Genomic DNA, 24,298 nt, shown 5'->3' on the forward strand with positions numbered 1-24,298 from the left:
GTTAATAGGATGGTCAGCCCGATCCTCACTCAGTGGACTACGCTGAGTGAGGATTTTGTCCTTCTGGAGGACCATCATGGACACGGTATCGCTGATCGGAGTCGATCTCGGCAAACACTGCTTCCACCTGCATGGGCAGGATGCGTCAGGCAGGATGGTGTTCCGTAAGAAGCTCACGCGCAGCCAGATGTTTACGCTGCTGGGCAATTTCCCGAGTTGTACGGTGGTCATGGAGGCCTGCGCGGGTGCTCACTGGATTGCCCGCCGACTTCAGACGCTGGGCCACGAGGCCAAGCTGATTTCCCCTCAGTTCGTCAAACCGTTCCGGCAAGGCAACAAGAACGATTTCGCGGACGCCCAGGCGATCTGCGAAGCAGCTTCGCGTCCGAGCATGCGTTTCGCGAGTCCGCACAACGAAGCTCAGCAGATCGTTTCAGCCTTGCACCGCGTGCGCGAGGGCCTTGTGCGTGAGCGCACCTGCACGATCAATCAGATTCATGCGTTTCTGTTGGAGTTCGGCATCAGCTTGCCGCGCGGTATGGCGGTGATCCGACGGCTGCCCGCCGTGCTGGAGGCAGAATCGTTGCCGCCGAGACTGGTGAGCGTGCTCGAACGTCTGCACGCGCACTTCAAGTATCTGGACGAGCAGATCCATCAGCTCGAGCATGAGTTGCTTTCCCAGTTACACGAGGACGAACGCAGCGAACGGCTGCTCGAGATTCCCGGCATTGGCCCCATGACTGCCAGCGTGTTGATGTCGGAGTTGGGCGATGCGCGTCAATATGGTTCGGCAAGGCAGTTTGCGGCGTCGGTCGGGCTGGTGCCGCGGCAGTACAGCACCGGCGGCAAACCAACGCTACTCGGCATCAGCAAGCGCGGGGACAAGGAATTGCGGCGGCTGCTGGTGCAATGTGCGCGGACCATCATGCAGCGCATCGAGCACCGCACGGATGCATTGGGCGTCTGGATTCGCAGCCTGTTGGCGCGACGACATTCGAACGTAGTGGCCTGTGCCTTGGCCAATAAATTGGCGAGGATCGCGTGGGCCATCCTCGCCAAAGGGACACACTACCGAAGCATCGAGGCTGTTCCTGCAGTCTGACGCTTCCTGTCGCTTACGGCTTCAGTTGCAGTAGTCACACCAGGTTTTGCGACGCGAGATACGTGAAGGCATAAACGACTCAACGGCCGGGCAAGTAACCTGACACAAAAAACAGCATCTCAATGCTGAGGGGTTTTTGAGGTTTGCCCGGCGCGGCTCCCATCATGGGGCGGGATCTTTCCCATCCGCGACCCCGGATAGATTCGAGCAAGTCCACTTTAGGTCAACACCACCTCGCTTGCAAAAATCGGGCTGACCATAGATTTTTGTTATGCTCCCGCAATGAATTCGTAAGCACCGGGCATGCGTGCTGCATGCGCCTACGATGAACCGGGCCGCCCGCGAGGCGGCCGTTGTCCTTTCCTCTCCGCCATGCTCGAATTCCTGACCTCGCTGCACTGGGGCGCGATCCTCCAGATCATCATCATCGATATCCTGCTCGGCGGCGACAACGCGGTCGTGATCGCGCTTGCGTGCCGCAACCTGCCGGCGAACCAGCGGCTGCGCGGGGTCGTCTGGGGCACCGCGGGGGCGATCCTGCTGCGCGTCGCGCTGATCACGTTCGCGGTCGCGCTGCTCGACGTGCCGTTCCTGAAGCTCGGCGGCGGGCTGCTGCTGCTGTGGATCGGCATCAAGCTGATGGCGCCGGCCGCCGACGCGCACGACAACATCAAGCCGGCCGACCGGCTGTGGGATGCCGTGAAGACGATCGTGATCGCCGATGCGGTCATGAGCCTCGACAACGTGATCGCGATCGCCGGCGCGGCCGAGCAGGCCGATCCGTCGCACCGGATCGCGCTCGTGATCTTCGGGCTCGTCGTCAGCGTGCCGATCATCGTGTGGGGCAGCACGCTGGTGCTGAAGCTGCTCGACCGTTTCCCGGTCGTCGTGGCGCTCGGCGCGGGGCTGCTTGGCTGGATCGCGGGCGGGCTGATCGTGAACGACCCGGTCGGCGACCGCTGGCCGGTGCTCGATACGCCGGAAGTGGTCTACGGCGCGAGCATCGTCGGGGCCCTGTTCGTCATCGCGATCGGTTACGCGCTCAGGAAACGCCGCGACGTGCCGCAGCACTGACTGGCCATCCGGCCGACTGCCGGCTTCGCGGCCCGCTGGCTACGATCGAGACGCCTGCCTTTGTCGGCAGGCGTTTTTCGTTTCCGGAGCCTGCCATGTTCGAAGCCTTTTCCGTTTCCCTGTTCCGTCGCGTTGCCGCCGATCTGCGGCGCGCGAACCGGCCGTCGCCGCGCTGGCGGCTGGCCGGGTTCACGCTGATCGAACTGATGATCGTGCTGGCGATCGTCGGCGTCGTCGCGGCCTATGCGATTCCCGCGTACCAGGATTACCTCGCGCGGTCGCGCGTCGGCGAGGGGCTGGCGCTCGCGTCGTCGGCCCGGCTCGCGGTCGCCGACAATGCCGCGAGCGGCGCGAGCCTCGACGGCGGCTACAGCCCGCCTGCGGCGACCCGCAACGTCGAATCGGTTGCGATCGACGGCGCCACCGGCCAGATCACCGTCGCGTTCACCACCCGCGTCGCCGCGGCCGGCACGAATACGCTGGTGCTCGTGCCGTCCGCGCCCGACAAGGCCGATGCGCCCACCGCGCGCGTGCCGCTCAAAAAGGGGGCGATACAGGCGGGCGCGATTGCGTGGGAATGCTTCGCCGCCGGCAAGGACGCGTCGTCGCTGCCGGCGCCCGGCGCCGGGCCGTTGCCCGGTAACGCCGCGACGCTGCCCGCGAAATATGCGCCCGCGGAGTGCCGTGCATAAGGCTGGCGCAGAAGGAGAGCGGCCGCGCGTGCGGCCTGCCGGCCGCCGCTTCGGCCGGCCGGGCTGCGGCCCGGCGCCGGCTCGCGGAGCGACGGCCCCGCACAGAGCAGGGAAAGTTTTGTATAGTGCGCCGGTTGCTGACATCCGGTTCGCTCATGCCTTCTACTTTTTCCCGTTCGTTGTCGCTCGTTGCGCTGGCTGTCGCCCTGATCGTGCCGTACGCGATCACGAATCACACGTATCCGATCCCGACCTTCTATTCGGAGTTTTCCGCGCTGGTGCTGTATCTGCTGGTGGGCGTGTCCGTCGTGCTGCTCCCGGGCACCGGCCGCCCGGCCCAGCCGTTTGCCGCGCCGGCGGCGTTCGCGGCGCCGCTCGGTTTTGCGGCGGTGCTGATCGCGCAGGTCGCGCTGATCCCGCTCAAGGTGCCGTCGATGAACTGGTTGGCGGTCGGCTATCTCGCCGCTGCGCTGGTCGCGATGCAGGCCGGGTATGCGCTGGCGCGCGACGGGATGGCGGAAATCATGTCGCGGATGATGGCCGGTGCGTTGCTCGTGGGCGGCGTGTTCGCGGTCGGTACCCAGATCGTGCAGCTGTTCCACCTCGAATCGGCCGTCTCGCCGTTCGTCGTGGTGTACAACATCGCGGTCGACCGCCGCCCGTACGGCAACATGGCGCAGGCGAACCACCTGGCCAGCTACATCGCCTTCGCGCTCGCGGGTGCGCTGTATCTGGTGCAGACGCGCCGGCTCGCGGTGTGGGCATGGCTCGCGCTGTCGCTCGTGCTGTCGGTCGGTCTCGCGCTGACGGTGTCGCGCGGGCCGTGGCTGCAGGTCGCGGTGATGGTCGTCGCGGGCTTCTGGATGGCGTGGGTCGAATCGCGCCGCACGCCGGGCAATGCGCGTGCGTGGCTGATACCGGTCGTGCTTGCGGTCGCATTCATCGCGGTGAACGTCGCGGTGCGCTGGGCCAACGTGCACTACCACCTGAATCTCGCGGAGTCGGCAGCCGACCGGATGCGCGATGCCGGGCAGATCGCGCCGCGCCTCGCGCTGTGGAAGTACGGGCTCGCGATGTTCCGCGAGCATCCGCTGCTCGGGGTCGGCTGGGGCGAATTCCCGTCGCACCAGTTTGCGCTCGTGCGCACGCTCGGCGGCGTCGAGATCGCGAACAACTCGCACGACATCTTCATCGACCTGCTCGCGAAGTCCGGTCTCGTCGGGCTCGGCGTGCTCGCCGTCACGCTCGTCACGTGGTTCGTGCGCGCGGTGCGGGCGCCGCAGTCGAGCATGCGCGTGTTCGGCTTCGCGCTGATCGGCATCCTGCTGATGCATGCGCTGGTCGAGTATCCGCAGCAATACATGTTCTTCCTGCTGCCCGCGATGTTCGTGATCGGGCTGCTCGAGGTGAAGCCGCTGCGCATCCTGCCGGGGCGCGCGGCATTCGGGCTGTTCGCGGTGCTGTCGTTCGGCGGCGTGCTGGCGGCGGTGCCCGTGCTGCGCGACTACCAGCGTGCGGAAGTGCTCTATTACGGCAGCAGCCCGGCCGCGCAGTACCGCGATGCGCCGTCGCGGCTGTTCGGCGCGTGGGGCGATTACGGTGCGGCGACGCTGCTCACGATTTCGTCGGACAACCTGCCGCTCAAGCTCGCCGCGCACGAGCGTGCGATCGCGCTGCTGCCCGGCGAGACGGTGCTGCGCCGCTATGCGGTGCTGCAGGCGCTGGCCGGCCGCGAGGCCGATGCGCTCGATACCGTCGCGCGCCTGCATGTGTTTGCGAAGGAACTGAAGGACTGGCCGCAACAGCTGGCCGCGTTGTACAAGCTGTGCGACCAGGAGCCGGCGCTGAAGACGTTCAGGGCAGCCGTCGTCGCGAAGTACGGGGAAGCGCCGGCCGACGAGGGCGACGATTCGGACGACGACGATTCGGATTGACGCGTGTCGTGCGCGCCGGAACGGGGAATTCCGGCGTCTACCGCGCCGCGCTGACGGCGGCTGACGTCGGAGCAAGACGGCCGCCCGGCGCATAGCGCGCCAATCCGGTCGGGTATCGATTACGTCGCGGATCGCGCGGATTCCAGCCGAATGGGCGGCGATTCGCGTCAACCATTGTCAAATCGCCGCCGCTGACCGGGCGGCGCGTGCACAATGCGCGAAAGCGCTCGCGTGCCCGCCGGCGCGGCGCGTAGCCGGTGCGAATACGGAGAATGTCCCGGTTATCCGGGCATTCCGCCGAGCAGGATTGCGGGCGAGCATTGCTCGGCCGCGCGGCCGTAACGGGGCGCCGGTCCGATGGCCGCGGCGCAGTGCGACACATGCGATGCGGCCGGCGGAAGGCTGCCGGCGCGCGACGCATGTGCCCAGAACAGTACTGAAGAACGACATTCGACCATGGCCCTTCGCTCGACCTACCTGATCCTGCCCGCCGTCGCGATGCTGCTTTCCGGCTGCGCGATGCTGTCGTCGTCGCAGGAAAGCAAGCTGACCTGCCATATCCCCCGGGCCGTCTATCCGGATAGCGCGAAACCGCTCACGCGTCCGGTTACCGTGCTCGTGCGCGCGCTGATGACGACGTCCGGCGAAGCGCAGAACGTGACCGTGACGACGAGTAGCCGCAACGCGGCGGCCGATCGCGCGGCCGTCGAGGCGATGACGCACGCGACCTGCGCGCAGACTGGCGCGACCGCGAATCCTTTCCTGCTCACGCAACCGTTCGTGTTCGAGCCGCGGCGCGCCGAATGACGCGTGGCCGGTGCGGGCGCTCGCGCCGTGCCACCACGCCCGGTTACTTGTCGTTATCGGCTGTCCGGCGCGATTTCACCGCTGCGGTGCGCCGCTGACGGCTCAGTGCCGCGGCATCAGATCCGCGCCGCGACACGCGTGCTCGGACGCATTGCGCAGCCCGAGCATCGTGAAGCCGTTGCGCTCCTGGCGGATCAGCGAGTAGCGACGCGCGACCGTTTCTCCGCCCTTGTCCGTCAAAGAGCGCGGCGCGTGCAGCGGTGTCGGCGGCGGGGCAGGGGCTGGCGGCGAAGGCGGCGGGCGATGTGGCAACGCATCGCGCGAGTGCGGCGCGACGCAATGATTTATTCATCGAATTGAGTCTTCCGTCGTAGCAACGGGATTCGGTCTTGTAAGGCACGGTTATTTCGGACCGGGAACGACAGTTTGCTCAGTCTTTCATCGAGCAACGAGTACAGCGTGTTCGTATCCTGATTGAAATACCGATTGTGATAGACGATCCCGTCGACATTCTGCTTCCAGGTCTTGCCTGCGTCAGTGCTGCTGATTATCAGGGGGATCGGTGGATCATCGATTGCCTGTCCGGGGTCGGTCGCATAGACGAGCAACAGGCCATCGCGGCCCACGTCGAGGCTGCTCAGGATGAGCTTCCTGTCAAACGTCGTCACTTGCCGGACTTGCTCGGGGCGCGTGTTCGCCCACGTCGAAAGCACGCCGGTCCGGCGTGCGCGATCCGGTGCAGTATCGTCGCCGCTCTCATGGTCGAGGAGAGACAGCGTGTAAAGCGCGTAGCCGCCAGCCGTGGCAGGCGCAGACACGAGTCGAGTGACGGTCAGGTTAGGTAAGACGGTATCGAGAACGAACGCCTGCTGATTTGGCGCGAGTCGGTATACGACGCTGCGGGCAGGGGCCCTAGCCGAACGGTTAACAGGGTAAGTCACCCGCAGGGTGCCGTCGGGGCCAAGATTTACGCCTGCGAAGCTGCGCCAGGGAGCACCGCGGACGGCTGCATCAGGCGGTAGTGCGATCCGCTGCCAGGACACGCCGCCGTCGGACGTTCGCCGGACGGCCGGGCCCCGACCGATCGCATAGCCGCGTCGCGCGTCGATGAAGAGCAACTGATCGATATCCTCGTGCTCGGGCCAGTCGAGCTGCGACCAGTGACGGCCGCCGTCGAGCGATTTCCAGACACGGGTTTGCTGCGAGACGAGGCCGTCTGCCGGATGTGGCGTCGTGTCGCTAGTCCGGCCGACGCCGATGACCTGGACCCGACCGTCTCGCGAATGCCACCACGCCGTGTGTTGGCCCGGTGCTTGCAAGAAGCGCTGCAATCCCTGATCGAGGGTGCCACGGAAGAAATTTACGGTCCGCCGATTGAGGGTTTCTACTGCGTTGTTCATCCACGCTTCGGTGGGTTCGGCGATCATTGGATTCTTCCACTCGCCGGGAGGCTTTAGCGTCACCACAGGGTCGGCGACCGTGAGCGACATGATGTCGTTGCCGGTGACGTAGAAATCGCCGACGCCAGCCAGTGGGACGGGCCACATCACCTTCGACGAAACGGTTTCCCATCGAGAGCCGGTATTTTCGACCAGCAGTATCAATGCGATGCTGCTGATCGCGATGGCGGCCAGCCGCTTTAGGCGGGACCGGTTGCGCATGGGGCTGGCTGAAGTCAATGGAGAGGCATGAGGCAGGTCATCCCGCGGGCGTCGTCCGATTCTGCGGAATCGGCCCACGGCAAATGCGTCTGGCGGCGATCAGAATCGCCGTTTCCGAAGTGTGTAGGCGAACACCGAATAGAGCGTATTCGTTTCCGGGTCGAAGTAGCCACCCTGTGAAGCCTTGTCAGTGGTTTGCTGCCACGTCTTCCCACCGTCGGTGCTGCTGATAGTCAGATCGATCGGCGCGCCACCGCCATTCGCGGTGTTCGGATCAGTTGCATGAACCAGCAGGACGCCGTTGCGACCTGCGCTGAGTCCGTTTAGCGTCAGCGAGCTGTCAAACGTACGTAGCTCCTGGATGTGATCGGGATGCTCGCTGGTCCAGGTCGAAATGATGCCCGCGCCACGACCACTGCCGGATTCGCCACTTGTACCGGACAACGCATACAGCGCGTAATTTCGGACGGGCTCCGGCGGCGATTCGAGACTGACGACAACTTGTCCGGGCAGCACTGCTTCCCGGACGAAATCCTGCTGACTCCACCCGAGTCGCCAGACAACGGTTGCCGGTTGCGGATGCTCGGCGTCTTCGACCTGATAGGCGATGCGCAATACGCCGTCGGGACCGAGGTTGGATCCATCGAAAGTCCGGCGCGGCTTGCCTTGGACGGCGGCACCAGGTGGCTCCGCGATTTCCTGCCACGTTTGCCCGCCGTCTGCCGTTCGCCACACGTGTGGCCCCCAGCCGATGGCGTAGCCCCGTTGCGCGTCTAGGAAGAGCAGGCGATTGATGTTGCGGTTGCCGGGCCATTCGAGCTGGGCCCAGTGCTGACCGCCATCGCTCGACTTCCAGAGCCTGGTCGTCTGAGGGGCCGCTCCGTCGTCGGGGCGCGGTGCCGCGTAATCCATCCAGCCGGTGCTTACGTACAGGATCCGCCAGTCAGGCGAGTACCACCATGACGCGGTCTGGCCCGGTTCCTGAAAATGACGCACGGGGCTGCCGCCCAGCGTGCCGCGCAGGAAACTCACCGTCGATCGGTTCAGCCGTTGGTTCGAATCGTCCATCCACGGTTCGGCGAATTCCGCGACGTCAGGGTTCTTCTGCTCGCTTTCCGGCTTGAACGTGAGTTCCGGTCGTGCAACCTTTAATGACATGAAATCGTTGTGCTGCACGCGAAATGCGCCCGCACCGTACGGCTTGTCGTTGCGCATGAATTCGGTCGATACCGTTTCCCACCCTGAAGTCATTTCCGTATATCCGTAAATAGCGATCGGTAGAACAAGCGCGCATCCCGCGATCAAGAGCCATCGTTTGCCTTTTCGCATGTCACTTCACCAGCAGCCTGCCGAGTGCCTTGCCGACCGGATCATCGACATCCCATGCGTCGGCTTTGTTCCTGAGAACGGGGATGGCCGAATCGACCGCCTGTCCCCACGTTCTTCCGTCGCCCCATTCCTGAATGTTCGGACGCATCCCGATCTTGACGAGATCCATGATCGGCAGGTCTGCCAACCCGCCATCGAGGTAGGCCATCGGGTGCGTCTTGAATGCGAATTCCTTGAACTTTTCGGTGTTCATTTCGAGCTCGAACTGTGGCCACGTCATATCGACGCTACCGTTTCCAGGTGTCGGGCTGGCCATCTGGATCGTGTCGCCCATCATGTTCTGATTGAGGCCGTCTTCCATGTTGACCTGAAGCAGTTTCCGCGCTTTGTTCAGCCACGCTTTCCCTTGGGGGCTGAGTCGAGGGTAAAGATTCTTGCCATAGTCGGAGCAATAGTAGTAGCCGTAGCTAATGTAGTAGTCGGGTGGTTTATGTCCACACCCGATATGGCGCATCATGAAGTTGCCGTGGCGCGACCAGTCGGAATCGGTGCTTTCCGTTTTGATCAGCTCTTCGCGCCGATGCAGCAATTCCTCGGCGACCTTCTTGTCTTTCCACGGATCCCACGAAGTGGCGAACTTCTTCACGGTTTCCCATACGCTCGACATACTGACTTTCTGGACCGTGTCCCAGTATTGGCCGTGAAGCGGTCGATAGTAAAACGGACAGGTGCCGACGATCCATTTCGCCGCCGGCGTCACATGCTTGTCGCAGATGTTGATCTGCACCTTCGGCCGATCCTGGTATCCCGTCGGGGTGAGCATCGCCGCACCGGTTCCGAGCACCTTGTCCTGTTGTCCGTCAGCCATTCGATTTCCCTAGAAACTTGACGACGACGTCGTGCGGCACGTGGCTCTGCGTGAGCCCCGTCTCGCCTGCCGCGTTGGTGACGCCTTCCGAGATCAGCTTGCCGTTCGAGAACATCTGGTACCGCGTGTTCGCGACCGGGATGTCGGTGCCGGCCCAGTGCGCGATGAACGCCTGGTCGTAGTTGCCGTTGGAGTTCGGCAGCGTCGGCATCGCTTGCGACAGGTGGGTGGGGCCGCTGAACGCATGCTGCGCGCCCTTGATGTCGATCTTGCCGGGCGCATGCACTTCGATGTTGCCGTTCGCGATGCGGATATAGGCGCCGCCGGACGTCAGCAGGATTTCCTTCGCCGCGGCACCTTCGACCGACTGCGTGACGGCGATCAGCTTCAGCGCCTTCTGCGCGGTCAGCTCGATGTTGTCCGCGTGCGCCTGCACTTCGACCTTGCCCTTGCCGGCGAACAACTTCATCCCCGCGTTTTGCGCGAACAGGCTGATCCGGTCGAGGACGCTGGCGACCAGCGATTTCCCGGCGGCGACGTGCGTGCTTTGTCCGCTGACGAGATTGATCTGCTGGTCTGCGGCAAATTGCGCGGATTGCTGCGTGGACATCCCGATGCCGGCCGGGCTGCCGAACAGCATCACCGGCTCCTTGAACGCGTTGGCCGAGCCGGTTCCGCCACCCGCGGTCCTGCCGCCGGCGCTGCTGCCGCTCACGCTGTGCTGCGTCGCATCGCTGAACTGTTTCAGCGCCGTGTGGCCGGTATCGAGCGACGCCGCCTGATGCTGCGCACTGACCTCCGACATCGCCTCCATCAGGCCTTCCGCCCGGACGAGCTGCTGTTGCGTTTCCTGAACGTCGAGCGGCTGGCTTGCCGCCTGCTTCGGGTGCGTCGTGACGTACAGCCCGCGGTTCGCGCGCACCGCGCCGTAGGCGTCGGAACGCAGGTCGAAGCCGCTGCCGAGATAGCTGCCGCGGTTGTTGCCCGCGTGGTCGATCAGGTAGCCCAGATGCAGATGTGCGTTGGTCTGGCTGCTGTACAGGTGCACGCGGTTCTGCGACGTCGCGTCGTCGAGCACCAGCTGGTTGTAGCCGGCGCCCGCATATTCCTTTGACCGGTATCCGGACAGGATCCCGTTGCTGTGCCATTGCGGACTCGTCGCGCCGTTGTAGACCTTGCCGACGATGATCGGACGATCGCAGTCGCCGCCGACGAAGTCGACCAGCACTTCCTCGCCGCTGCGGTGCGGGTGAACGGCACCGTAGCCGTTGCCCGAATCGGACGACGTGGCGCGCAGCCAGCACGATGCCTTTTCGTCGCCGTCGTTCAGGCGGTCCCAGTGGAAGCGGACCTTGACCCGGTTGAGCGCGTCCGTGTGGACCTCTTCGCCCTGCGGGGCGACGACGATCGCCGATTGCAGGTGCATCGGCGGCTTCGCATGGTCGAACGGGCTGCGGAACGGCACCGTCGTGCGCTGCGCTTCGATGCGGATCTGATAGAAGCCCTCGCTGCCGTCGGGATGACGCACGCGCGACAGCGGAGTATCGCCTGCCTGCACGATGCGGCCGATCTCGGCCTGCAGGCTGTGCGGGAAAACGGCCGGCTCGTCGGCCACGGGCAGGTTGTTGACGATGACCCACGTCGTCTCGATCACCGCGAATTCGCGTTGACCGGCATCGTCCTTGTCGTGTTCGGGATGATCGGCGAACGCGAACGTGCGGCCCGCGTCCATGCGCCGCACGCCGCCGACACCATGAAAGCGCTTCGCGTGCGATTCCTGTTCTTCCATCCAGATCTTCGACAGATGGTCGCCGCGCGACTGCTCGGGATACGTGTACGCACCCGTGTATTCGTAGACTTCGAGTTGCCCCGGCAGGTCGCCCTGGTTCGCGATCGTCGGCGTGTGGGTGGCCTTCGGATTCGACGCGGTGGGCGGCTGCTTGTAGTCGAACGTGCGCGTGGCGCGCGCGACGCTGCGCAGCGTGCGCGTACCGGTGAACTGGACGAGCGTGTCGGCTTCGTCGCCCGTGCCCGCGTGATGAAAGCGTACGGTTCGCGGCGACAGCGCGGGCAACGCATCGAGCCGATCGACGATGACGAGCCGGTGCGACTTGCCGTCCTTGTCCTGTTCCCAGAAACCGTACAGGCCTTCCGATTCCATCAGCCGATGCACGAAATTCCAGTCGTCCTCGTATTGCATGCAGAACGAGCGCGACGGCAGCGGCCGGGAAAGCTGGAACGTGAAGCGGCCCTGGGCCTGCGGGTGCTGGTTCAGCACGTCGGCGATGATGTCGTCGGCCGACCGGTCCTGCCAGATGCGCTGATCGCGGCGGAACTTCAGGAAGTGCAGGAACGATGCAAAGACGATCTGGTAGTGCGTGACGCCGCTGTCCGATCCGAGCCGGCGGACCGCATGCGCGTAGCCGTGGTGGGGCGCGTACGATTGGTCGGCCTGCTGGATCCACAGCGTCACCGGCTGCGCGATCAGTTTCTTGAGTTCGACGTTGTCGGATACCGACACGGTATCGACGGTGAACTCGAAATGGCGTCCGAGTCGCGACCGGCCCGTGACCCGCTGCGGCAACAGGACGTCAGGGCCGAGCGGGGTATCCAGCTTGACGAGGCGCGCGTGCTGGACCGGTCCGGCCAGCAACGCGCTTCTTAACGCTTGCGAATTCATCACCAGGGCTCGCTTTTGTTGTGCTGTTTTGCTGGTTCGCACGCTCTCTCGTGCGGAATCCGGTAATTGTATGAGATAAACGGTTTTATCTCGAATTTGCGGGCCGGCTGCGCCCTGGCCGTTCAGCCCGCCGCGTCCTCCGCCTTCCAGTCCCCCGACTTCCCGCCGCGCTTCTCGCGCACGCTCACGTCGGTGATCACCATCCCGCGGTCGACCGCCTTGCACATGTCGTACACGGTCAGCAGCCCGATCTGGACGGCCTTTTAAATCAAGTGGCAATTTATTCGATCTTGTCCCGCTCCGTTGATAAAGTGAGACGGCAGTGGGACGGATTTGGTACATCAATCGGACCACACTATGCCGCAAGTTTACGCGATTGAACCGGTCGGACGGAAGTACACGTCGCGGCACGACAGGGCATCGTAGATGCGATCCGGCGTCGCATCGCCGGACATGCGCCGAAGCGCGGCGACGTACTGCACTGGCATAGGCGGGTCTTGATGCTCCCTGTAGGCTGTCCGCTGGAAGAGTTTCAGACGGCATTGTTGGCACGTGCTTCGCGATCAAGCAGGAGCCGGTACGAAGTCTTGTCGCTTTGAAGACTTCGGAGAGACAGACTCCGTCCCGTGCTATATAAATGCGTTCCGCTCTTATCGATAACCCGCTCCAAAGGCTGAACATGCAATGAGCGTCGCCCTCCCCAAGGCCATCGTCAGCCATGCCAGTGAGGACAAACAGCGTTTCCGTGATTCCGTTTGCCACGGCGCTGCGAGAGCGTGGCATCAACGCATGGGTACCGACGAAGACTTGACCGTTTCGTGCGCAATATCACATAGCGGCGGCATGATGGCCGGGAACTTCATGTCCGTCGTGAACAGTTCGAGTCGCTGCTGGCATTTTGTTATCGAGAGATGCGACCACAATGATTTGATCGACTTCGGCGGGCACAAACGAAGTACCCATGGTAGCAGACGTTGGATCGGGCCAGCGGACAACGAACTGTTGCACTATCCGGTCACTATTTGAACTGAAACCGCCAATCTACCGGCGGTTTTTGTATTATTGGGCGTTGAGAATTGAAAGATGTACGTCGCGGCAGTCATCGGGCGACGTTCGATGAGCTACGGGGAATGTATGAGCAAAATGTGGATGGTTCGGTCCGATGGTGGGAGCCTCTATGAAGAATTCCGCGAACGGGGTATCGCAGCTATCGGGTGGACGAATCTCGCTCCGCATGTCACGGTCGGCATGACGCGGAAAGAACTGATCGACCTGTACCTCTCCATCGAACCGGGAATCAAAGAAAAGACAGCGATTGCTGGTGCGTCTCAGGTATGGCGCTTCATGAATGAAATCGAAGCGGGGGATTTCGTTGTCACGTATTCACCCGCAAACCGTACCTATCTGATCGGCAAGGTCGCCGGCGGATGCGAATACAGACCTGAACTCATGGACGCTGAAATGCCGCTGGCGCGTGTCGTCAAGTGGCAAGAGAAAGAAGTCGGCCGAGATAGTCTGACTGACGCCACCAAGATTGCCCTTGGTCCGACGATGACAGTCTTCGTCGTATCTGAGTTCGCGATGCACGAACTACTCGGCGAAGCGACTGGAAAACCAGTCCTGCCAGCACCAGAAGTGGTTGAAGAACAGGTCGAAGCCGACCCGCTCGAAGGACTTGAGTACCGTGCAGTCGAACGTATCAAGGACGTGGTGAACGGTCTTGATTGGGACGAGATGCAGGAGCTTGTCGCCGGGATTCTTCGAGCAATGGGTTACAGGACTCAGGTTTCTCCGGCTGGCAGTGACCGCGGCAAAGACATTATCGCATCGCCCGATGGGTTCGGTTTCGAACATCCAAGAATCATCGTGGAAGTGAAGCACCGGAAAGGCCAGATGGGGACGAAGGAAATTCGCAGCTTCCTCGGTGGTCGCCATCCCGACGATCGTGGGCTGTACGTCAGTACGGGGGGCTTCAGCAAAGAGGCATATTATGAAGCGGATCGGGCCTCTGTGCCGCTTACTCTCTGGACATCGGATCATGTCGTCCGTGCATTGATAGACCACTACGAGAAGACTGATGCGGAGACGAAGCGTCTGGTCCCGTTGAAGCGCACGTACTTCCCCGCTTGAATTCCAATCGATAAGGTTGGCGAATTAGGAAACTTGCGGAAGGCGAACTGACAATAATGGAAAAAATCGTGTTCTCTGTTCAGGGGTCGGCGGAAATCCCCTATGAACTTACGTTCGAGCGTGACGAAAAGCGGATTGTCGCATTCTGTACTTGTCCGGCTGGTGAGAATGGCACGTACTGCAAACACCGGCTTTTGATCTTGACTGGTACTGATCCGGGAATCGTCAGCGGGAATGCAGACCAGATCGAATCGGTGACATCTTGGTTGGCCGGGTCGAATTTGGCTCTCCACATGGCAGAACTAGTGGAAGCGGAACGTAGTCTTGAGCAGGCGAAGGGTGCCGTTGCGAAAGCAAAAAAGAAGCTGTCGGCAACGATGATAGGGCGATGAGAGAATGCAGATCGATAATCAGAAGCGGAAGCGTGTTCCTTTCAACTCGGTCGAGTTCGTTGATGCTCGGGGCGATGTGGACGGTTTTGCTAAGGACTGGTATTTCTGGGTTTCGGCGTCGTTCAAGCCGGCCTTGGATATCGGTCACAATGAATACATCGATGACGAGAAAACGCAGGCGCTGCGTAACAGGAAGTCACATGAATTGTTTGGTGTGTCGCATAACGAATTGAAGGATCGGATCAAGGCATCTGGGGAGGGACTGTCAGATTCGGAGGATCACAAGCGAATCATGGCGTTCGCATTCCGCTACCTAGTCGAAACCCAAGGTGAACCGCCGCTATACAGCTTCCGCGAAACGGACAGTCTCGAAAGCCAGTGCGGTGAGTGGTACGTACAAGTTGAACAGGCGATAGCTGATGCGGACGATAGACAAGGTAACGTCGGCTTTCGTCTCTATGCTCGAAATCACGACGTGCAAGCCGGTGAAGGGATCTGGGTCTTGAAAAGCTGGTTGGCCGCATCTCAGCGAGAATTCGTGGAGCTGCTGCGAACAGGTCGCTGCCGTGTGGTCGACCTGTCTAAGCCGCGAGAGGTACCAGATATCGGGAACCCCGAAGTGGTGAGGACGAAGGTGGCGTAACTCGACGAGAGTCGGTGTATGCGGCGCTACCTTCGCGGCTTGTCTCAGCCTAGTTTTCGTGCCAAGTTCGTTGCTGCGGGATGGTAGCACCGCTTCAATATTGCTAAGCTGGCGTCAATGCCGCCATGCTGAGTTTCACCAACGTGTTGCGGCAGATGGCGCGAAGCCAAATGATTGCGTCAGTGCCATACGGTGTGTCGGGCATGTGTTGTCGATGTAATGGTTGATGATGTCGTCGAGCGAGTTTGCTTCGGCCTCGCTACGACTGACGAAGCTTCCGCGATCCATCTCGCTTTCGACGGATTGCGCCCATCGTTCCGCATCTGCGCTGGTGCTAAAGGTTTTTGCTTCGTCGGTGAATTCTCTAAGCGGAACACGTACTTGCCATTTCCTGTCTTGTTGGCGAATTGAGGTCATTCCACTCTCCTCTGGGACAAGATCGACTTTTCGTATGCCAGCAGCAAGATTCGAGGCGATTTCGTCAGACGATGGCGACGCCGGGGAGGTTAGATACGGAACGACGGGAAGGGCTTATAAATCAATCCTTTACCTCCTCCGCCTTCCAGTCCCCCGACTTCCCGCCGCGCTTCTCGCGCACGCTCACGTCGGTGATCACCATCCCGCGGTCGACCGCCTTGCACATGTCGTACACGGTCAGCAGCCCGACCTGGACGGCCGTCAGCGCTTCCATCTCGACGCCGGTCCGGCCGAACGTCTCGACCTGCACGACGCAATGCACGCCCGGCAGCGCGTCGTCGAGTTCGAAGTCGACGGCCACGCGCGTCAGCGCGAGCGGGTGGCACAGCGGAATGAGATCGGCCGTGCGCTTCGCGCCCTGGATCGCCGCGATGCGCGCGACGCCGAGCACGTCGCCTTTCTTGGCCTTGCCGTCGCGGATCAGCGCGAACGTGGCCGGCAGCATCCGGATCGTGCCGCGCGCGATCGCGATGCGTCGGGTTTCCTGCTTGTCGCCGACGTCGACCATGTGCGCATGGCCGGCGGCATCGAAATGGGTGAGTCCTGACATGTCTTCCTCTCGTGGAACGGCGTGCGCGCGCACGTCCGTCGATCCGGCTCCGTGATCAGCCGCGCTTCGAATCCCGTACCGGCGCGACGAACCGATCCAACCGTGCAGCGGGCGCCTATCATAGCAGCGGCGTTCGCGTTGCCGGACGCGCAGATGACGCATGCGCGGCACGGGACAGTCGTCGCGGCGCCGGTACAATGACCCGAATATTCAGACCAAACGCCGCGATGCGCGCCGCTCGCGCGGGACGGCGTCGTATTCATCCTGCCATGCGTGTCAAACCGTTGCTTGCCGTGTCGCTGTCGGCCGCGCTTGCGCTGCCACCGGGCGGCCATGCGCAGAGCGCCGCCGCGCCGCCGCTCGAGCCGGCAGCGGGCGGCGCGACGTCGATATCCACCGTGCCGTCCGGCATCGCGACCGGCGTGTTCGGCACGTACGGCGGCGCGGAGAGCCGGTTCTCGGGCGCGGACGGTGCGTCGGCGCCGGTCGCGAGCCTGCGCGCGCCGCTGCGTGCGCTGGAGCTGCCCGATCTCGGCGACGGCTCCGGCGGCGCGCTGACGCCGCGGGCCGAGCGCCGGCTCGGCGAGCGCGTGATGCGCGAGGTGCGGCGCGATCCCGACTATCTCGACGACTGGCTCGTGCGCGACTACCTGAACGCGATGGCGGCGCGGCTCGCGGCCGCGGCGGCGGCGCGCTACATCGGCGGCTACACGCCCGACTTCGACCTGTTCCCGGTGCGCGATCCGCAGATCAACGCGTTCTCGATGCCGGGCGGCTTCATCGGGATCAACAGCGGGCTGGTGGTGACGACGCAGACGGAGTCGGAGCTCGCATCGGTGGTCGGCCACGAGATGGGGCATGTGCTGCAGCGGCACATCGCGCGGATGATCGGCGCGAGCGAGAAGAGCGGCTACACGGCGCTCGCGACGATGCTGCTCGGCGTGCTGGCCGGCGTGCTCGCGCGCAGCGGCGATCTCGGCAGCGCGATCGCGATGGGCGGGCAGGCGTACGCGGTCGACAACCAGCTGCGCTTCTCGCGTTCGGCCGAGCGCGAGGCCGATCGCGTCGGCTTCCAGTTGCTCGCGGGAGCCGGCTACGACCCGTATGGGATGCCGGGCTTCTTCGAGCGGCTCGATCGCGCGTCGATGGGCGATGCGGGCGTGCCGGCCTACGCGCGCACGCATCCGCTGACCGGCGAGCGAATTGCGGACATGGAGGATCGTGCGCGCCGCTCGCCGTACCGGCAACCGCGCCAGTCGGCCGAATACGGGTTCGTGCGCGCGCGGCTGCGCATCCTGCAGAACCGGGCGCCGACCGACATCTCGGCCGAGGCGCGCCGGATGCAGCTCGAGATCGACGATCGCACCGCGCCGAACGTCGCGGCGAACTGGTACGGCATCGCGCTCGCGAACACGCTGCTCGGCCAGTACGATGCGGCGGACAAGGCGCTCGCGTCGGCGCGCGGCGCGTTCGACGAGCGCGAGCGGCGCGACGACGATCCGGCCACCCGTTCGCCGAGCCTCGACGTGCTGGCCGCCGACATCGCCCGCCGCGCGGGCCGAACCGACGACGCGGTACGGCTATCGGCGCTCGCGCAGCGGCGCTGGCCGGCGTCGCACGCGGCGATCGTCGCGCATCTGCAGGCGCTGATCGCCGCGCGTCGCTTCGCCGACGCGCAGACGCTCGCGCGGGCGCAGGCGAAGGCCGACCCCGAACAGCCGGACTGGTGGGATTACCTCGCGAAGGCGAGCGACGGCAAGGGCGACGTGCTCGCGCGGCGCCGCGCGCTGGCGGAGAAACTGGCGCTCGACGGCGCGTGGCCATCGGCGATCCGGCAACTGAAGGAAGCGCGCGACGCGAAGGACGTGTCGTTCTACGAGCAGTCGATCATCGGCGCGCGGCTGCTGGAATTCGAGGCGCGCTACAAGGAAGAGCGCGACGACGAGAAGAACGGCCGCGGGTAGCGGCCATCGCGCGGCGAACGCGGCCGGCGCCGCCGCGGCTCACTGGCCGCGGTCGGCCGCGTCGCGCGCGCGGCGCGCCGGGCTGGCGACGTAGCCGAACCGTGCCGGTACGTCGGCGCACGCGATGCTGCCGAGCGGCAGCATGCGGCCGTCGCGCCAGCGCAGCACGGGCGGCTCGGCATCGAAATCCGCGTGATCGGCGAACAGCCCGAGGTCGTGATCGTGCAGCGCCGCGATGCGCGCGGGCGTGCCGGCGTCGCGAAACAGCACGCCGCCGCCGTCGTCGAGCCACGCTGCCTCCGGCTCGAACGGGGCGCCCGTCTGGTCGGTGAGCGCAAGCTGCCCGTCATGCTCGGCGAGCCGCACGACCCACGGCGTATAGGCGAGTTCGACGTACACGCGCTGCGGCCCGTTCTGGAAGAACCACTGGCCCTGCGCGTCGCAGGCGTAGTTGCGGCCGATGAACGCGTTCAGCGCCGCATGCCGGATCGGCGAGCCGAGCTCGCCGGCCGCCTGCGCGGCGTCGTCGCGCAGCCGCCATGCGCCGCGCCGATCGAGCAGCAGCCAGCCGGTGCAATGCGGCACGTTCGGCCATTTGGCGAGCGCCTGCCTGACGATGTCATCCATGGTCGACGAATTTCGAGCAATAGCCGAACACCCGCGCCGATAGCCAGTCGAGGCGGCCGGGGAACGGCCCGGTCATGAAGCCCGCGTGGCCGCCGTGCGCGGGCTGGTCGAGCTCGACGGCCGGCGACACGTCGGCCGGGCCCGGCAGTGCCGATTCGGGCAGGAACGGGTCGTTGCGGGCGTTGAGGATCAGCGTGGGCACGTCGATCGCGCGCAGCAGCGGGCGCGTCGTCGCCTGGGTCCAGTAGTCGTCCGCGTTCGCGAAGCCGTGCAGCGGCGCGGTCACGACTTCGTCGAAGTCGCGCATCGTCACGGCCCGCAGCATCGCGTCGCGGTCGAACAGCCCCGGATACTGTTCGAGTTTCGCGAGCCCCTTGCGTTTGAGCGTCTTCAGGAAGCTGCGCGTGTAGACCATCGCGAAGCCCTGCGACAGCGCGCGGCCGCCGGCATGCACGTCGATCGGCGTCGAGATCGCGGCGGCGGCGCGCACGATCGACGTGTCGCTGCGATGCTCGCCGAGCCAGCGCAGCAGCACGTTGCCGCCCAGCGACACGCCGGCCACGACCAGCGGTCCGCGGTGCTGCGCGGCGAGCCGGCGCAGGATCCAGTCGACCTCGGCGCTGTCGGCGAGATGGTAGAAGCGCGGCTGCCGGTTGATCTCGCCGCTGCAACTGCGGAAGTGCGGGACGACCGCGTGCCAGCCGTGCGCGCGCGCGGTGGCCATCATCGCGAGCGCGTAGTGCGAGCCGGAGCTGCCTTCGAGGCCGTGGAACAGCACGAACAGCGGCGCGTCGGGCGCCGGCGCCGCGCTGTCGAGGTGCGCGACCCAGTCGAGGTCGATGAAGTCGTGGTCGGGCGTTTCCCATCGCTCTCGCCGATAACCGACTACCGGCCGCCGCGCGAACAGCGCGGGCACGATGGTTTGCACATGGCTGTTGGGCAGCCAGCGCGGTGCGCGATAGCGCAATGAATCGTCGTCGGGGGCCGGGGGCCCGGTCAGCGGCGAGGTGGGCGGAGAAGCCGTACTCATGATCGCCCCGCTAATGCGTTGCTTCGTTTTTCGTCAGTGCAGCGGACCCTGCCCGTGACGGATCTTCGCGGCGAATTGTCCGGCCGCTCGTTCAGGAATCGGGCTCGCGTGGATGTGCGCGATGCGCCATTCGCCACGTTCGTGGATCATCACGTACGTCGCGAAAACCATGTCGGGTTCGGCCGTCAGGTCGGCCTGCTGATGCGCTTCGGCGATCGTATAGACGACCGTGCCGAGGCTGTCGTACACGCGGATGTCGAGCGGCTCGATCGTGACGGGGCGCGTCGCGAGGCGATTGCCCAGCCCGCTGCGGATCTGGTCGAGGCCGTGCAGATGCTCGCCGTCCGCCCACACGCAGCTGGCGAAATCCTCGTCGATCCACAGCGCCAGCAGCGCGTCGAGATTGGCATCCGCGACGGCCTGGTAGTAGGCGTTCAGCGTATCGGCGGCAGCTTCGAACAGGCGGGCAAAACGTGGCATCGGGGTGGTCTCTCGCGCGCATCGCGCGCCGTATTCAGCACGGCGGCCCGGATCGAGCCGCCGTACACCGGTGAATCGGATTGCCCGGCGCGCCGTGCGACGCTGCCGGTCAGGGTCAGCGCTGCCCGACGAGCATGCCGCGCAAATCGCCGAATACCTGCTCGGGACCGAGTTCGCGCAGGCACTTCAGGTGGCCGAGCGGGCACTCGCGTTCGAAGCAGGGACTGCATTCGAGATGTAACCATTGTACCTTCGCCAGGTCCGACAGCGGAGGGGTATGGCGCGGATCGGTCGATCCGTACAACGCGACGAGCGGCCGGCGCAACGCGGCGGCGACGTGCATCAGCCCCGAATCGTTGGTGACGACCGCGTTCGCGCGCGCGATCAGCGCGCACGCCTCGGACAACGACGTCTGCCCGCACAGGTTGCGCACGTTCGGCGCGTGGTCGGCGATCGCCTGCGCGGCCGCCGAATCCTTCGGCGAGCCGAGCGCGACGATCTGCGTATACGGGAACGACTGGTGGACGATGGTCGCGAGCGACGCGAAGTGCTCGGGCGGCCAGCGCTTGGCCGGGCCGTATTCGGCGCCGGGGCAGAACACGACGAGCGGCTTGCGCGTATCGAGATTGAAACGTGCGGACACGCGCGCCGTCTCGTTCAGGTCGGCGTCCAGGCGCGGCGCGGGCAGCGTCTTCATCGACTCGGGCAGCTTCGCGCCCGGCGCGTACGCGAGCGCCGCGTAGTGGGTCGTCATCGGCGGCCGCTCGCCCGACTTGTCGGGGTTCGCGTGCCGCACGTTCAGCAGCCCGTAGCGGTGCTCGCCCGTATAGCCGATCCGCAGCGGAATGTTCGCGAGCCACGGGATCACCGCGGATTTCAGCGAATTCGGCAGCACGTACGCCGCGTCGTAGCCGACGTCGCGCAGGTCGCTCGCGAGCTGCCAGCGGCGCAGCAGCTGCAGCTTGCCATGCGCGAGATCGGTCGCGTAGACATCGTGGATCTCGGGCATCCGCTCGAGCACGGGCGCGACCCAGGAGGGTGCGACGGCATCGATCGCGATGCGGGGATGGAGCTTTTTCAGCAGCGCAAAAAGCGGCTGCGCCATCAATGCGTCACCGATCCAGTTCGGTGCGATAACCAGCGCTCGACGCATCAGGTCGACTTCCGATGTCGTAATGAAGCACGGCGCACGGGCGCCGCGTTCGGGTTGCCAGAATGGGGAAGGGCGGCGCGCCGGATTTCCGTCTGCGCCGCCTTGCGGGTCGGCGGGCCGTCAGGCCCGGCCGCCGAGGCTCAGTGGCCCTTGACGACCTCGCCGTCGCGCAGCTTGTAGCGCGTGCCGCAGTACGGGCAGCGCGCCTCGCCGTGCGATACGTCGATGAAGACGCGCGGGTGCGCATTCCAGCGCGTCATGGCCGGGTTCGGGCAGTAGGCGGGAAGATCCTTGGCCGTCAGCTCGACCAGCGGCATTTCCTTGATTTCGCTCATGAGACTTTCTCTTATCACTCTTGTGTGGGGCGGTCGGTGGCGCGGCGCGCTCAGACCTTCGTCAGCCAGTGCGCGTACTTCGCGTTCTTGCCCGACACGATATCGAAAAACGCCGATTGGAGCTTTTCCGTGACGGGGCCGCGCGCGCCGCTGCCGATCGTGCGGTTGTCGAGTTCGCGGATCGGCGTGACCTCGGCGGCCGTGCCGGTGAAGAACGCTTCGTCGGCCGTGTAGACCTCGTCGCGCGTGATGCGCTTCTCGATGACCTCGATGCCGGCGTCCTTCGCGAGCGTGATGACCGTGTCGCGCGTGATGCCGTCGAGGCACGACGATAGGTCGGGCGTGTACAGCTTGCCGTTGTTCACGAGGAAGAAGTTCTCGCCGGAGCCTTCGGACACGTAGCCGTCGACGTCGAGCAGCAGCGCTTCGTCGTAACCGTCGGCCGTCGCTTCCTGGTTCGCGAGGATCGAGTTCACGTACCAGCCCGACGCCTTCGCGCGCACCATCGACACGTTCACGTGATGGCGCGTGAACGACGACGTCTTCACGCGGATGCCCTTCGCGAGGCCGTCCTCGCCGAGGTATGCGCCCCACGGCCACGCGGCGATCGCGACGTGGATCGTGTTGCCCTTCGCGGCCACGCCGAGCTTTTCCGAGCCGACCCAGACGATCGGGCGCAGGTAGCACGACTCGAGGCGGTTCTCGCGCACGACCGCGAGTTGCGCGGCTTCGAGCGTTTCGCGGTCGAACGGCACGTCCATCTGGAAGATCTTCGCCGAATTCAGCAGACGTTTGGTGTGCTCGCGCAGGCGGAAGATCGCGGTGCCGCCGTCGGCCGTCTTGTACGCGCGCACGCCCTCGAAGACGCCCATGCCGTAGTGCAGCGTATGGGTCAGGACGTGGATCTTGGCGTCGCGCCAGTCGATCAGCTTGCCGTCCATCCAGATCTTGCCGTCGCGGTCGGCCATTGACATAGGATTCTCCTGGAAGCGGTGATGTGCTGCGGGTGATGTGCAGCGTTGAACCGGAAAGACGCTTATTTTAGCGTCATTTGGGGACGATCCGGTCGGGCGGCACGGGGCCGGCGCTATAATCGTCCGGTACCGATTCCAATAACGATGGGTCGCACCGGCAGGAGGCGCCGGCGTCCCGACGAACCGCCCGCTGCGGCCCGCTTTCCGATGCTCGCTCGATTGTCCGCCACCGACCGCTTCGCGCTGATCCAGGGCGCGCGCGACTATTCCCCGACACTGATGGCGATCCTGTCCTGGGGGCTCGTCACCGGCATCGCGATGAGCAAGTCCGTGATGACGCTCGGGCAGGCGAGCGCGATGTCGCTGTTCGTCTACGCGGGCTCGTCGCAGCTCGCGGTGCTGCCGCTGCTCGCGGCGAAGCTGCCGATCTGGACCGTGTTGCTCACGGCCGCGATGGTCAACCTGCGCTTCGTGATCTTCAGCGCCGGGCTGGCGCCCCATTTTTCCTACCTGCCGCTGTGGCGGCGCCTCGCGATCGGCTATTTCAACGGCGACGTGATCTATCTGCTGTTCCAGAAACAGGGCTTCGCATACGGCCGCGTGCCGGGCAAGGAAGCGTATTTCTGGGGGATGGCGCTCGCGAGCTGGGCGTCGTGGCAGGTGTCGTCGCTCGCCGGCATCCTGCTCGCGAGCGTCTTTCCCGCGAGCTGGGGGCTGGAGCTGGCCGGCACGCTCGCGCTGATCCCGATCATGGTGTCGGCGGTCGCGAACCGCTCGACGCTCGCGGCTGTCGCGGTCGCGGGCATCGTGTCGCTGATCGCGTTCGACCTGCCGTACCGGCTCGCGCTGCCGATCGCGGTGCTGGCCGCGCTCGCGGCCGGCTGCGCGGCCGATTTCTTCGTCGAGCGCGCCGACTGGCGGCGCATCCGGACCGAAACCGTGCACGAAAAGGACATCGAATGAGCGCGACCGAGATCTGGATCGTCATCGTCGGGATGACGATCGTCACGGCCGTCACGCGCGCGCTGTTCCTGATCGGCGGCGAGCGCACCGTGCTGCCCGAACGCGCGCAGCGCGCGCTGCGCTACGCGCCGGCCGCCGCGCTGGTCGCCGTCGTGCTGCCCGACGTGCTCGAAACGCCGGCCGGACTGTCGTTCGGGCTGTCCAATCATCCGTTCTACGCGGCGCTCGCCGGCCTCGGCTGGTTTTTGTGGCGGCGCAGCATGCTCGGCACGATCGTCGTCGGGATGCTCGTGTTCACCGCACTGCGGCTGATCTTCTGATGCACCGCCGTTCCGGCCCGATCACTGCCGGCCGGCTGCGCGCCTGTCTTGCTGCGATGCAGCAATTCGTCCGTTCCGGCGCGCGATCCCAAATAGGCGGAATTCGCCGTCGC

General features: G+C 64.8%; 25 protein-coding genes and 1 pseudogene. 12 read left to right on the forward strand and 14 right to left on the reverse strand.

Features of this window, described 5'->3' with window-relative positions:
* The first annotated feature begins 76 nt into the window (after nt 1–76).
* The 5 genes from HWX55_RS23105 (at nt 77) to HWX55_RS23125 (ending at nt 5,609) form a co-directional block, all read left to right on the forward strand.
* Nucleotides 77–1,102: an IS110-like element ISBcen2 family transposase gene (locus HWX55_RS23105; RefSeq protein ID WP_175977413.1), complete on the forward strand. Its 1,026-nt coding sequence runs from the start codon at nt 77–79 to the stop codon at nt 1,100–1,102.
* Between the two features lie 372 nt (nt 1,103–1,474).
* Nucleotides 1,475–2,176, forward strand: coding sequence for a TerC family protein (locus HWX55_RS23110; protein WP_175977414.1), 702 nt, complete (start codon nt 1,475–1,477; stop codon nt 2,174–2,176).
* A 95-nt stretch (nt 2,177–2,271) separates the two neighbouring features.
* Nucleotides 2,272–2,868 carry a pilin gene (locus HWX55_RS23115; RefSeq protein ID WP_175977415.1) on the forward strand — a complete coding sequence of 199 codons (597 nt, stop codon included), beginning with the start codon at nt 2,272–2,274 and terminating at the stop codon, nt 2,866–2,868.
* Between the two features lie 155 nt (nt 2,869–3,023).
* Complete coding sequence (locus HWX55_RS23120) at nt 3,024–4,802, forward strand: Wzy polymerase domain-containing protein (RefSeq protein ID WP_175977416.1); 1,779 nt, start codon at nt 3,024–3,026, stop codon at nt 4,800–4,802.
* A 456-nt stretch (nt 4,803–5,258) separates the two neighbouring features.
* Entirely contained in the window at nt 5,259–5,609 is a 351-nt protein-coding gene (locus HWX55_RS23125; RefSeq protein WP_175977417.1) for a TonB family protein, read from the forward strand.
* A 102-nt stretch (nt 5,610–5,711) separates the two neighbouring features.
* Here HWX55_RS23125 and HWX55_RS23130 read toward each other — a convergent pair whose 3' ends face one another.
* The 6 genes and pseudogenes from HWX55_RS23130 to HWX55_RS23155 form a co-directional block, all read right to left on the reverse strand.
* Nucleotides 5,712–5,849 carry a hypothetical protein gene (locus HWX55_RS23130; protein ID WP_244140629.1) on the reverse strand — a complete coding sequence of 46 codons (138 nt, stop codon included), beginning with the start codon at nt 5,847–5,849 and terminating at the stop codon, nt 5,712–5,714.
* Nucleotides 5,850–5,953: 104 nt separating this feature from the next.
* Nucleotides 5,954–7,270 carry a glycosyl hydrolase gene (locus tag HWX55_RS23135; protein ID WP_244140630.1) on the reverse strand — a complete coding sequence of 439 codons (1,317 nt, stop codon included), beginning with the start codon at nt 7,268–7,270 and terminating at the stop codon, nt 5,954–5,956.
* A 99-nt stretch (nt 7,271–7,369) separates the two neighbouring features.
* On the reverse strand, nt 7,370–8,521 hold the full coding sequence (locus tag HWX55_RS23140) for a glycosyl hydrolase (RefSeq protein ID WP_175977495.1): 1,152 nt from the start codon (nt 8,519–8,521) through the stop codon (nt 7,370–7,372).
* Nucleotides 8,522–8,600: 79 nt separating this feature from the next.
* The gene (locus HWX55_RS23145; protein WP_175977418.1) at nt 8,601–9,467 is read right to left on the reverse strand and encodes a hypothetical protein; all 867 of its coding nucleotides are present in this window, start codon (nt 9,465–9,467) and stop codon (nt 8,601–8,603) included.
* Complete coding sequence (locus HWX55_RS23150) at nt 9,460–12,147, reverse strand: type VI secretion system tip protein VgrG (RefSeq protein WP_175977419.1); 2,688 nt, start codon at nt 12,145–12,147, stop codon at nt 9,460–9,462. Before HWX55_RS23150 ends, HWX55_RS23145 begins: the two co-directional genes overlap by 8 nt.
* Nucleotides 12,148–12,269: 122 nt before the next feature.
* Nucleotides 12,270–12,407 (reverse strand): annotated as a pseudogene (locus HWX55_RS23155) (cyclic pyranopterin monophosphate synthase MoaC); the annotation flags it as partial.
* Between the two features lie 424 nt (nt 12,408–12,831).
* Between HWX55_RS23155 and HWX55_RS23160 the strand changes: the two are divergent.
* From HWX55_RS23160 to HWX55_RS23175, 4 genes are all read left to right on the forward strand, one after another.
* A complete protein-coding gene (locus HWX55_RS23160) occupies nt 12,832–13,173 on the forward strand; it encodes a hypothetical protein (RefSeq protein ID WP_175977420.1) in 342 nt (113 codons plus the stop codon).
* Nucleotides 13,174–13,281: 108 nt separating this feature from the next.
* The gene (locus tag HWX55_RS23165) at nt 13,282–14,277 is read left to right on the forward strand and encodes a restriction endonuclease (protein ID WP_175977421.1); all 996 of its coding nucleotides are present in this window, start codon (nt 13,282–13,284) and stop codon (nt 14,275–14,277) included.
* A gap of 56 nt (nt 14,278–14,333) precedes the next feature.
* Nucleotides 14,334–14,669, forward strand: coding sequence for an SWIM zinc finger family protein (locus tag HWX55_RS23170; RefSeq protein ID WP_175977422.1), 336 nt, complete (start codon nt 14,334–14,336; stop codon nt 14,667–14,669).
* Between the two features lie 4 nt (nt 14,670–14,673).
* Nucleotides 14,674–15,312 (forward strand): hypothetical protein, encoded by a 639-nt coding sequence (locus tag HWX55_RS23175; protein ID WP_175977423.1) that lies wholly within the window; start codon nt 14,674–14,676, stop codon nt 15,310–15,312.
* A gap of 135 nt (nt 15,313–15,447) precedes the next feature.
* On the opposite strand, the gene HWX55_RS23180 is transcribed toward HWX55_RS23175, so the two are convergent.
* Nucleotides 15,448–15,729: a hypothetical protein gene (locus HWX55_RS23180; protein ID WP_175977424.1), complete on the reverse strand. Its 282-nt coding sequence runs from the start codon at nt 15,727–15,729 to the stop codon at nt 15,448–15,450.
* 121 nt (nt 15,730–15,850) lie between these two features.
* Nucleotides 15,851–16,339 carry a cyclic pyranopterin monophosphate synthase MoaC gene (moaC, locus tag HWX55_RS23185; RefSeq protein ID WP_175977425.1) on the reverse strand — a complete coding sequence of 163 codons (489 nt, stop codon included), beginning with the start codon at nt 16,337–16,339 and terminating at the stop codon, nt 15,851–15,853.
* A 269-nt stretch (nt 16,340–16,608) separates the two neighbouring features.
* Between moaC and HWX55_RS23190 the strand changes: the two genes are divergently transcribed.
* Complete coding sequence (locus tag HWX55_RS23190) at nt 16,609–18,303, forward strand: M48 family metalloprotease (protein WP_175977426.1); 1,695 nt, start codon at nt 16,609–16,611, stop codon at nt 18,301–18,303.
* Between the two features lie 39 nt (nt 18,304–18,342).
* Here the strand turns inward: HWX55_RS23190 and HWX55_RS23195 are convergent, their stop codons facing one another.
* The 6 genes from HWX55_RS23195 to HWX55_RS23220 form a co-directional block, all read right to left on the reverse strand.
* Nucleotides 18,343–18,930 (reverse strand): DUF2946 family protein, encoded by a 588-nt coding sequence (locus HWX55_RS23195; protein WP_175977427.1) that lies wholly within the window; start codon nt 18,928–18,930, stop codon nt 18,343–18,345.
* On the reverse strand, nt 18,923–19,960 hold the full coding sequence (locus tag HWX55_RS23200) for an alpha/beta fold hydrolase (protein ID WP_050014560.1): 1,038 nt from the start codon (nt 19,958–19,960) through the stop codon (nt 18,923–18,925). The genes HWX55_RS23195 and HWX55_RS23200 overlap by 8 nt, the downstream gene beginning before the upstream one ends.
* Nucleotides 19,961–19,993: 33 nt before the next feature.
* The gene (locus tag HWX55_RS23205; RefSeq protein ID WP_050014558.1) at nt 19,994–20,440 is read right to left on the reverse strand and encodes a nuclear transport factor 2 family protein; all 447 of its coding nucleotides are present in this window, start codon (nt 20,438–20,440) and stop codon (nt 19,994–19,996) included.
* A gap of 115 nt (nt 20,441–20,555) precedes the next feature.
* A complete protein-coding gene (gene waaF / locus HWX55_RS23210) occupies nt 20,556–21,593 on the reverse strand; it encodes a lipopolysaccharide heptosyltransferase II (protein ID WP_050014556.1) in 1,038 nt (345 codons plus the stop codon).
* A gap of 140 nt (nt 21,594–21,733) precedes the next feature.
* A complete protein-coding gene (locus HWX55_RS23215) occupies nt 21,734–21,928 on the reverse strand; it encodes a zinc-finger domain-containing protein (RefSeq protein WP_006482499.1) in 195 nt (64 codons plus the stop codon).
* A gap of 50 nt (nt 21,929–21,978) precedes the next feature.
* Nucleotides 21,979–22,902, reverse strand: a complete 924-nt coding sequence (locus HWX55_RS23220) for a branched-chain amino acid transaminase (RefSeq protein WP_175977428.1) — start codon at nt 22,900–22,902, stop codon at nt 21,979–21,981.
* A gap of 207 nt (nt 22,903–23,109) precedes the next feature.
* Here HWX55_RS23220 and HWX55_RS23225 point away from each other — a divergent pair, with 207 nt between their 5' ends.
* The gene (locus HWX55_RS23225) at nt 23,110–23,865 is read left to right on the forward strand and encodes an AzlC family ABC transporter permease (protein ID WP_050014553.1); all 756 of its coding nucleotides are present in this window, start codon (nt 23,110–23,112) and stop codon (nt 23,863–23,865) included.
* Nucleotides 23,862–24,185 carry an AzlD domain-containing protein gene (locus HWX55_RS23230; protein WP_126363139.1) on the forward strand — a complete coding sequence of 108 codons (324 nt, stop codon included), beginning with the start codon at nt 23,862–23,864 and terminating at the stop codon, nt 24,183–24,185. The genes HWX55_RS23225 and HWX55_RS23230 overlap by 4 nt, the downstream gene beginning before the upstream one ends.
* Nucleotides 24,186–24,298: the final 113 nt, after the last annotated feature.

The organism is Burkholderia sp. BCC1047 (assembly GCF_902833155.1).
Classification (GTDB): domain Bacteria; phylum Pseudomonadota; class Gammaproteobacteria; order Burkholderiales; family Burkholderiaceae; genus Burkholderia; species Burkholderia sola.

Bases quoted from the DNA above. Each gene is read 5' to 3' on its own strand.
- waaF (WP_050014556.1), bottom strand. From the start codon at position 21,593: ATGCGTCGAGCGCTGGTTATCGCACCGAACTGGATCGGTGACGCATTG.
- HWX55_RS23175 (WP_175977423.1), top strand. From the start codon at position 14,674: ATGCAGATCGATAATCAGAAGCGGAAGCGTGTTCCTTTCAACTCGGTC.
- HWX55_RS23205 (WP_050014558.1), bottom strand. From the start codon at position 20,440: ATGCCACGTTTTGCCCGCCTGTTCGAAGCTGCCGCCGATACGCTGAAC.
- HWX55_RS23200 (WP_050014560.1), bottom strand. From the start codon at position 19,960: ATGAGTACGGCTTCTCCGCCCACCTCGCCGCTGACCGGGCCCCCGGCC.
- HWX55_RS23195 (WP_175977427.1), bottom strand. From the start codon at position 18,930: ATGGATGACATCGTCAGGCAGGCGCTCGCCAAATGGCCGAACGTGCCG.
- moaC (WP_175977425.1), bottom strand. From the start codon at position 16,339: ATGTCAGGACTCACCCATTTCGATGCCGCCGGCCATGCGCACATGGTC.
- HWX55_RS23120 (WP_175977416.1), top strand. From the start codon at position 3,024: ATGCCTTCTACTTTTTCCCGTTCGTTGTCGCTCGTTGCGCTGGCTGTC.
- HWX55_RS23225 (WP_050014553.1), top strand. From the start codon at position 23,110: ATGCTCGCTCGATTGTCCGCCACCGACCGCTTCGCGCTGATCCAGGGC.
- HWX55_RS23215 (WP_006482499.1), bottom strand. From the start codon at position 21,928: ATGAGCGAAATCAAGGAAATGCCGCTGGTCGAGCTGACGGCCAAGGAT.
- HWX55_RS23150 (WP_175977419.1), bottom strand. From the start codon at position 12,147: ATGAATTCGCAAGCGTTAAGAAGCGCGTTGCTGGCCGGACCGGTCCAG.
- HWX55_RS23180 (WP_175977424.1), bottom strand. From the start codon at position 15,729: ATGACCTCAATTCGCCAACAAGACAGGAAATGGCAAGTACGTGTTCCG.
- HWX55_RS23145 (WP_175977418.1), bottom strand. From the start codon at position 9,467: ATGGCTGACGGACAACAGGACAAGGTGCTCGGAACCGGTGCGGCGATG.
- HWX55_RS23230 (WP_126363139.1), top strand. From the start codon at position 23,862: ATGAGCGCGACCGAGATCTGGATCGTCATCGTCGGGATGACGATCGTC.
- HWX55_RS23140 (WP_175977495.1), bottom strand. From the start codon at position 8,521: ATGACTTCAGGGTGGGAAACGGTATCGACCGAATTCATGCGCAACGAC.
- HWX55_RS23170 (WP_175977422.1), top strand. From the start codon at position 14,334: ATGGAAAAAATCGTGTTCTCTGTTCAGGGGTCGGCGGAAATCCCCTAT.
- HWX55_RS23220 (WP_175977428.1), bottom strand. From the start codon at position 22,902: ATGTCAATGGCCGACCGCGACGGCAAGATCTGGATGGACGGCAAGCTG.
- HWX55_RS23165 (WP_175977421.1), top strand. From the start codon at position 13,282: ATGAGCAAAATGTGGATGGTTCGGTCCGATGGTGGGAGCCTCTATGAA.
- HWX55_RS23125 (WP_175977417.1), top strand. From the start codon at position 5,259: ATGGCCCTTCGCTCGACCTACCTGATCCTGCCCGCCGTCGCGATGCTG.
- HWX55_RS23115 (WP_175977415.1), top strand. From the start codon at position 2,272: ATGTTCGAAGCCTTTTCCGTTTCCCTGTTCCGTCGCGTTGCCGCCGAT.
- HWX55_RS23105 (WP_175977413.1), top strand. From the start codon at position 77: ATGGACACGGTATCGCTGATCGGAGTCGATCTCGGCAAACACTGCTTC.
- HWX55_RS23110 (WP_175977414.1), top strand. From the start codon at position 1,475: ATGCTCGAATTCCTGACCTCGCTGCACTGGGGCGCGATCCTCCAGATC.
- HWX55_RS23160 (WP_175977420.1), top strand. From the start codon at position 12,832: ATGAGCGTCGCCCTCCCCAAGGCCATCGTCAGCCATGCCAGTGAGGAC.
- HWX55_RS23135 (WP_244140630.1), bottom strand. From the start codon at position 7,270: ATGCGCAACCGGTCCCGCCTAAAGCGGCTGGCCGCCATCGCGATCAGC.
- HWX55_RS23190 (WP_175977426.1), top strand. From the start codon at position 16,609: ATGCGTGTCAAACCGTTGCTTGCCGTGTCGCTGTCGGCCGCGCTTGCG.